Genomic DNA, 6,946 nt, shown 5'->3' with positions numbered 1-6,946 from the left:
ACTCACAAGCACCCACACGAATTGCTTGATTCGATTTGTTAAAGAGCGTTTGGTTAAGAGCTTTTCGTCTCAACCGAGGCGCGCATTCTACGCTTTCCTCATTTGCTGTCAAGCGTTTATTTTGAAGTTTTTGGCGAGAAACTCGTTTAGCTTCAAACACTTGACTCGCTGCGATCTCTCGTAGCGGGAGGCGAATCATACAGCGTTTGGAAGCGCTGTCAACCATCATCTCAACCGCTGTCGATCATTCGATCGTAGCCCTTTCAACTTCGCCTCAACTATCTAACTCATTGAATCTCAAGGAGTTTGTCGTTCCGGCGTCGCTGGAAGTGGGGCGCATTATAAGGGGATTCGAGAGGGCGTCAACCTTTAATTTCATTTATTTGAAATGTTCCAGGCGAAGACCTTATCAAGGCTACCAGGTGCTCGCCACAACACCTTCTGCGCCTATGAGATCGAGCGCCGCCCGCGCGGCGCTCGATCTCACAGGCGCCAGAAAACTCAAGGCAGGCACATTTCAAAGGCAATGCCATCTCAAGACAGGCCCTTGCCCCCTACCCTATCTCCGGCCAATCCTGGGCAGCACCCGCGCAACAGCAGGAACCCGCAACACCATCAACACAGCCCCAATAACCGCATAGATCGCCCACTCCCGCAGATCCGAGCGCACGATCCACAAGAAATGCAGCAACCCCAACCCAAGTATCACGTACACCAACCGGTGCAGCTTCTTCCAACGCGCACCCAACCGCCGCTGGCTATACCGATTCGAGGTAACCGCCAGGGCCAGCAGCCCAAGAAACCCAAGCGCACCCACAATAATGTAAGGCCGCTTGCGCAACTCAACCGCCAGCTGCCCCCAGTCCAGCCCAAGGATAAAGAACAGGTAAGCCAGGATGTGCAGCACGATATAGGCGAACACCCATAACCCCAGTTGCCGGCGCACCACGATCCAGCCCGACCATCCCGTCAGCTTCTGCAGCGGCGTCATGCCCAAGGTAACCAGCAGGAAGGTCAGCGCCCCGAGCCCAAGCCGGTCCATCATGATCTTTCCAGGGTCAGGCCCTAGCAGATTCATCGCCGCCTCATACAACCACCAGACCGGGAACAGGCACCCCACGATGAAGATGGCCAGACGAAACCAGGGGTAACGCATCAATAGTTCTTCCGCAGATCAAGCCCGGTATACAGCGACGCCACTTCATCGGCATAGCCATTGAACATCTGGGTTTCCCGCACATTGGGACTGAACAGCCCGCTGGGCAGCCGCCGTTCACGCGCCTGGCTCCAACGAGGGTGGTCGACCGTCGGGTTCACATTGGCATAGAACCCATATTCATCCGGCGCCAGCCCTTCCCAAGTGGTGCCCGGTTGCTCGGCCACCAGGCTGATACGCACGATCGACTTGATGCTCTTGAAGCCATACTTCCACGGCACCACCAGCCGCAACGGCGCGCCATTCTGGTTGGGCAGCTCCCGGCCATACATGCCGACCGCCAGGATCGCCAAAGGATGCATCGCCTCATCCAGACGCAAGCCTTCTCTATAAGGCCAGTCGATCAAGGCGAACCCCGAACGCTGCCCCGGCATGTGCTCCGGGTCTTTCAGGGTTTCGAAGCGCACATAGCGCGCCTTGGACGTCGGCTCGACCTGCTTGAGCACCTGCGCCAACGGGAAGCCCAGCCACGGAATGACCATCGACCACGCCTCCACGCAACGCAGCCGGTAGATGCGCTCCTCAAGCTGGTACGGTTTGACGAAGTCTTCCAGTGCATAGCGCCCGGGCTTACCCACTTCGCCATCGACCACAACGCTCCATGGTTCGGTTTTCAGGCTGTCGCCATTGGCCGCCGGGTCGCCCTTGTCGGGCCCGAACTCGTAGAAGTTGTTGTAGTGGGTGGCATCCTTGAACGGCGTGATTGACTCACCCTTGACCGTTACTGCCTGCCATCGAGTGGCCGCGAGCTTTTCACTGAACCAGCCAGGCGCCCTGCCCGCCTCGACATCGGCGTAACGGCTGGCTTCAGCCGCGCGCGCCATGCTCGGCAAGGCACCCAGGGCCAAGCCGGCCAACGAGCCACCCAGCAGGGTACGACGGGAGAGGTAGATGCCTTCGGGGGTGATCTCCGACGCCTTGCACTCGGAAGACCTGGGAAGCTTGATGAGCATGAGCGGCTCCACAGCACTGGATAACGGATGTACCAGTAAGACTATGGAGCCGGCGGGTTATTCCTGCATTAAATGATTGTCACGCTTTACGACGGCGTGCCTTGAGCAGGAACTGGATCGGCCCCGAAGCCGCATAGGCGAGGAAGATCAGCAGCAGGATACGCGGCGGGTCGCTGAACACCACGGCAAACACCAGCACCACGGCCAGGATAGCCACGAACGGCACACGGCCCTTGAGGTCCAGCTCCTTGAAGCTGTTGTACTTGATGTTGCTGACCATCAGCATGCCGGCAGCAGCCACCAGCAGCGCCACCAGGAACGACAGCTTGGAGCCCTGGATGCCGTAGTCGCTGAACGCCCACACGGTACCCGCGACCACGCCCGCGGCAGCCGGGCTGGCCAGGCCGATGAAGTAGCGCTTGTCGGCGGTGCCGACCTGGGTATTGAAGCGTGCCAGGCGCAGTGCTGCACCGGCCACATAGATGAAGGCGACCATCCAGCCGACCTTGCCCATGTCGCCCAGCGCCCAGCCAAAGGCCAGCAAGGCCGGAGCCACACCGAAGGCGACCATGTCCGACAGCGAGTCGTACTCGGCACCAAAGGCGCTCTGGGTGTTGGTCATGCGCGCGACACGGCCATCGAGGCCGTCGAGCACCATGGCCACGAAGATGGCGATGGCAGCGAAGGCAAAGTACTTGCTCGCCTCGCGCGGGTCACCGGCGCTCAGGGCGCTCTGCGCGCTCATCGAGCTGATGATGGAATAGAAACCGGCAAACAGGTTGGCGGTGGTAAACAGGTTGGGCAGCAGGTAGATGCCACGATGGCGCACCTTGCGCCCTTCGGCGTCATGCCCTTCTTCAACGTGCTCATCGACAGGTAGCAGGCTTTCGGCGTCGGAGGGCTTGTTCGGCTCTTCGGGACGTTCGCTCATGGAGGGTACCTTGCAACAGGATGGAAAATGTTCGACACGGGCCTGCAAAACAGGTTCTGACGGCAGGCCACTGGTCTGCTTTATACCAGAAGCTGACTGTCAGAACGAAAAAACGCGGCCGAAGCCGCGTTTTTCATCTTTCGATAAGACTTAGTTCTTGGTCTTGTCGACGATTTTGTTAGCCGAGATCCACGGCATCATCGAGCGCAGTTGCTCGCCGATGATTTCGATGCCGTGAGCGGCGTTGTTGCGGCGCTTGGCGGTCATCGATGGGTAGTTGGTAGCACCTTCGGAGATGAACATCTTCGCGTACTCGCCGTCCTGGATGCGCTTCAGGGCGTTGCGCATGGCCTTGCGGGATTCTTCGTTGATGACTTCCGGACCGGTTACGTACTCACCGTACTCGGCGTTGTTGGAGATCGAGTAGTTCATGTTGGCGATGCCGCCTTCGTACATGAGGTCAACGATCAGCTTCAGTTCGTGCAGGCACTCGAAGTAGGCCATTTCCGGCGCGTAGCCAGCTTCGACCAGGGTTTCGAAACCGGCCTTGACCAGCTCTACGGTACCGCCGCACAGAACAGCCTGCTCACCGAACAGGTCGGTTTCGGTCTCGTCCTTGAAGGTGGTTTCGATGATGCCGGTACGGCCGCCGCCTACGCCCGAAGCGTACGACAGGGCAACATTCTTGGCGTTGCCGGAGGCGTCCTGGTAGATGGCGATCAGGTCAGGGATACCGCCGCCCTTGACGAACTCGGAGCGAACGGTGTGGCCCGGGGCCTTCGGCGCGATCATGATCACGTCGAGGTCGGCACGTGGAACAACCTGGTTGTAGTGGATCGAGAAGCCATGGGAGAAGGCCAGGGTAGCGCCCTTCCTGATGTTCGGCTCGATTTCCTGCTTGTACAGTTGGCCCTGGAACTCGTCCGGGGTCAGGATCATGACCAGGTCGGCAGCAGCGACGGCAGAGGCAACGTCGGTCACTTTCAGGCCATGGGCTTCTGCCTTGGCAACGGTGGCCGAACCTTTACGCAGACCGATGGTGACATCTACACCGGAGTCCTTCAGGTTGCACGCCTGAGCGTGGCCCTGGGAACCGTAACCGATGATGGCGACTTTCTTACCCTGGATGATGGAAAGGTCGCAGTCTTTATCGTAGAAAACTTTCATGAAAATACCCCTGGTTATATCTCGGCCCCTGCGGAGCCATCGCTAATTTTTGAATTTAGATGCTGAGCACTTTGTCGCCACGGGCAATGCCGGTAACGCCGCTGCGCACGGTTTCGAGAATCGATGCAGTGCCGATCGCCTGGATGAAGCTGTCCAGTTTGTCGCTGGTACCGCTCAGCTGCACGGTGTACACGCTGGCGGTCACATCGACGATCTGGCCACGGAAGATATCCGTGGTGCGCTTGATCTCGGCGCGCTGGGCACCGGTGGCCTTGACCTTGACCAGCATCAGTTCACGCTCGATGTGAGCGCTTTCCGACAGGTCGACGAGCTTGACCACTTCGACCAGCTTGTTCAGGTTCTTGGTGATCTGTTCGATCACTTCGTCATGGCCAACGGTGGTCAGCGTCAGACGCGACAGGGTCGGGTCTTCGGTCGGCGCCACGGTCAGGCTTTCAATGTTGTAGTTACGCTGGGAGAACAGGCCGACCACGCGGGACAACGCACCTGGTTCGTTTTCCAGCAGCAGGGAGATGATGTGCCGCATATCAGGTACGCTCCGTCTTGCTCAGCCACATGTCACGCATCGAGCCATCCTTGATCTGCATCGGATAGACGTGCTCACTGCGGTCAACCGCGATGTCGATGAACACCAGGCGGTCCTTCATCGCAAACGCTTCTTCCAGCTTCGGCTTGAGGTCCTTCAGGCTGGTGATGCGGATACCCACATGGCCATAGGCCTCGGCCAGCTTGATGAAGTCAGGCAGCGACTCGACGTACGAGTGCGAGTGACGACCGTTGTAGGCCATGTCCTGCCACTGGCGGACCATGCCCAACACACCGTTGTTCAGGTTGACGATCTTCACCGGCAGGCCGTACTGCATGCAGGTGGACAGCTCCTGGATGTTCATCTGGATGCTGCCTTCGCCGGTCACGCAGGCCACGTCCTGGTCCGGGAAGTTGAGCTTGACGCCCATCGCCGCCGGGAAGCCGAAGCCCATGGTGCCCAGGCCACCGGAGTTGATCCAGCGGTTCGGCTTGTTGAAGCGGTAGTACTGCGCCGCGAACATCTGGTGCTGGCCCACGTCGGAGGTGACGAAGGCATCGCCATTGGTCACTTCGCACAGGGTCTCGATGACTTTCTGCGGCTTGATGACATTGCCGTCACCCTTGTCGTAAGGGAACAGCTCGCCATTGCCACGCCATTCGTCGATCTGCTTCCACCAGGCATCCAGCGCCGCCTTGTCAGGCTGCTCGCCGATTTCCTTGAGGATGCCGAGCATTTCGCTGAGCACGCTGTCGACCGGGCCGACGATCGGCACGTCGGCCTTGATCATCTTGGAGATCGACGCCGGGTCGATGTCGATATGGATGATCTTGGCGTTCGGGCAGAACTTGGCCGGGCCGTTGACCACGCGGTCGTCAAAACGGGCACCGACGGCGAAGATGACGTCGGCATGGTGCATGGCCATGTTGGCAGTGAAGCTGCCGTGCATGCCGAGCATGCCGAGGAACTGGCGGTCGGTACCCGGGAAGCCACCCAGACCCATCAGGGTATTGGTGACCGGCAGGTTCAGCGACTTGGCGATTTCGGTCAGGGCTTCGGAGCCACCACCGAGGATCACGCCGCCACCGGAGTAGACGATCGGGCGCTTGGCCGCCAGCAGCATCTCGGCAGCCTTGCGGATCTGGCCGGAGTGGCCGCGTACCGCCGGGCTGTAGGAGCGCAGCTTGACCTTTTTCGGGTAGACGTATTCGAACTTCTCGGCCGGGTTGGTCATATCTTTTGGAATGTCGACCACGACCGGACCTGGGCGACCGGATTGCGCCAGGTAGAATGCTTTTTTCAGAACTTCGGGGATTTCGCTGGCATGTTTGATCATGAAGCTGTGCTTCACGATCGGCCGCGAAATACCGATCATGTCGGTTTCCTGGAAGGCATCGGTACCCACCATGGTGCTAGGCACCTGGCCGGACAGGATGACCATCGGAATCGAGTCCATGTAGGCGGTGGCAATACCGGTAATGGCATTGGTCGCGCCCGGGCCGGAGGTTACCAGCACCACGCCGGCCTTGCCGGTGGCGCGGGCATAACCGTCCGCCATATGGGTAGCTGCCTGCTCATGACGAACCAGGATGTGCTCGACTTCCGGTTCCTTGAACAGCGCGTCGTAAACATGCAGGAGAGCACCACCAGGGTACCCGTAGATGTGCTTAACGCCTTCGTCACGCAAGAAGCGGACGACCATCTCAGCGCCAGATAAAAGCTCCACGTTGTTCACCTCTAAAACGCCAGAATACCGCCCTCACTGGACGGGTCTTAATAGGTTTACTGCCAAGCAGAGCATGAGCGAACGTCAGCACTGACTGAGCAAGTATTGGGAGCGCCCCAGAGTGTTGCGGGGTTTTCCCACCCAGCGCGAGGTAACGCGTTGCGGGGTGTAACAGGTCGGCGCGGGTGTGCGCCTCATGATCTGCTTAGCGGGTCTGCTTCTGGCAGTCCCTCTACAGCGGAGATTGGATTCTTCTGATTCGGCGCCAACAAGTCAAGAAAAATTATTGCCAATTTTTCCCCAAGATGAATTCCTGCCACCACTAAAAATCGCTTCAGCAGCAGAATAAATAAGATTTCCACAAAAAAGGGCCACAATCTGCGGCCCTTGAAGGAAAAACTGAAGA

General features: G+C 58.9%; 7 protein-coding genes. All 7 read right to left on the bottom strand.

The annotated features are described in order from the left end of the window. A partial coding sequence (locus tag CAG44_RS29040; RefSeq protein WP_218191924.1) for a hypothetical protein occupies positions 1-229 on the bottom strand: 229 nt, incomplete at its 3' end. 330 nt (positions 230-559) lie between these two features. Continuing rightward, positions 560-1,156 (bottom strand): protein-methionine-sulfoxide reductase heme-binding subunit MsrQ, encoded by a 597-nt coding sequence (gene msrQ / locus CAG44_RS20180; RefSeq protein WP_085692861.1) that lies wholly within the window; start codon positions 1,154-1,156, stop codon positions 560-562. Beyond that, a complete protein-coding gene (gene msrP / locus CAG44_RS20175) occupies positions 1,156-2,169 on the bottom strand; it encodes a protein-methionine-sulfoxide reductase catalytic subunit MsrP (protein ID WP_085692860.1) in 1,014 nt (337 codons plus the stop codon). Before msrP ends, msrQ begins: the two co-directional genes overlap by 1 nt. A gap of 79 nt (positions 2,170-2,248) precedes the next feature. Further along, on the bottom strand, positions 2,249-3,100 hold the full coding sequence (pssA, locus tag CAG44_RS20170) for a CDP-diacylglycerol--serine O-phosphatidyltransferase (RefSeq protein WP_003250045.1): 852 nt from the start codon (positions 3,098-3,100) through the stop codon (positions 2,249-2,251). Between the two features lie 150 nt (positions 3,101-3,250). Further along, on the bottom strand, positions 3,251-4,267 hold the full coding sequence (ilvC, locus tag CAG44_RS20165; protein WP_085692859.1) for a ketol-acid reductoisomerase: 1,017 nt from the start codon (positions 4,265-4,267) through the stop codon (positions 3,251-3,253). A gap of 55 nt (positions 4,268-4,322) precedes the next feature. Next, positions 4,323-4,814, bottom strand: coding sequence for an acetolactate synthase small subunit (gene ilvN, locus CAG44_RS20160; protein ID WP_003250040.1), 492 nt, complete (start codon positions 4,812-4,814; stop codon positions 4,323-4,325). Position 4,815: 1 nt separating this feature from the next. Continuing rightward, a complete protein-coding gene (locus CAG44_RS20155) occupies positions 4,816-6,540 on the bottom strand; it encodes an acetolactate synthase 3 large subunit (RefSeq protein WP_015271834.1) in 1,725 nt (574 codons plus the stop codon). Between the last annotated feature and the right edge of the window lie 406 nt (positions 6,541-6,946).

Source organism: Pseudomonas sp. B13(2017) (assembly GCF_002113245.1).
GTDB classification, from domain to species: domain Bacteria; phylum Pseudomonadota; class Gammaproteobacteria; order Pseudomonadales; family Pseudomonadaceae; genus Aquipseudomonas; species Aquipseudomonas putida_Z.
This window is presented reverse-complemented; position numbering and strand designations above follow the sequence as displayed.

Coding starts and splice junctions, on each gene's coding strand:
- ilvC (WP_085692859.1), bottom strand. CDS start 4,267: ATGAAAGTTTTCTACGATAAAGACTGCGACCTTTCCATCATCCAGGGT.
- ilvN (WP_003250040.1), bottom strand. CDS start 4,814: ATGCGGCACATCATCTCCCTGCTGCTGGAAAACGAACCAGGTGCGTTG.
- pssA (WP_003250045.1), bottom strand. CDS start 3,100: ATGAGCGAACGTCCCGAAGAGCCGAACAAGCCCTCCGACGCCGAAAGC.
- msrQ (WP_085692861.1), bottom strand. CDS start 1,156: ATGCGTTACCCCTGGTTTCGTCTGGCCATCTTCATCGTGGGGTGCCTG.
- msrP (WP_085692860.1), bottom strand. CDS start 2,169: ATGCTCATCAAGCTTCCCAGGTCTTCCGAGTGCAAGGCGTCGGAGATC.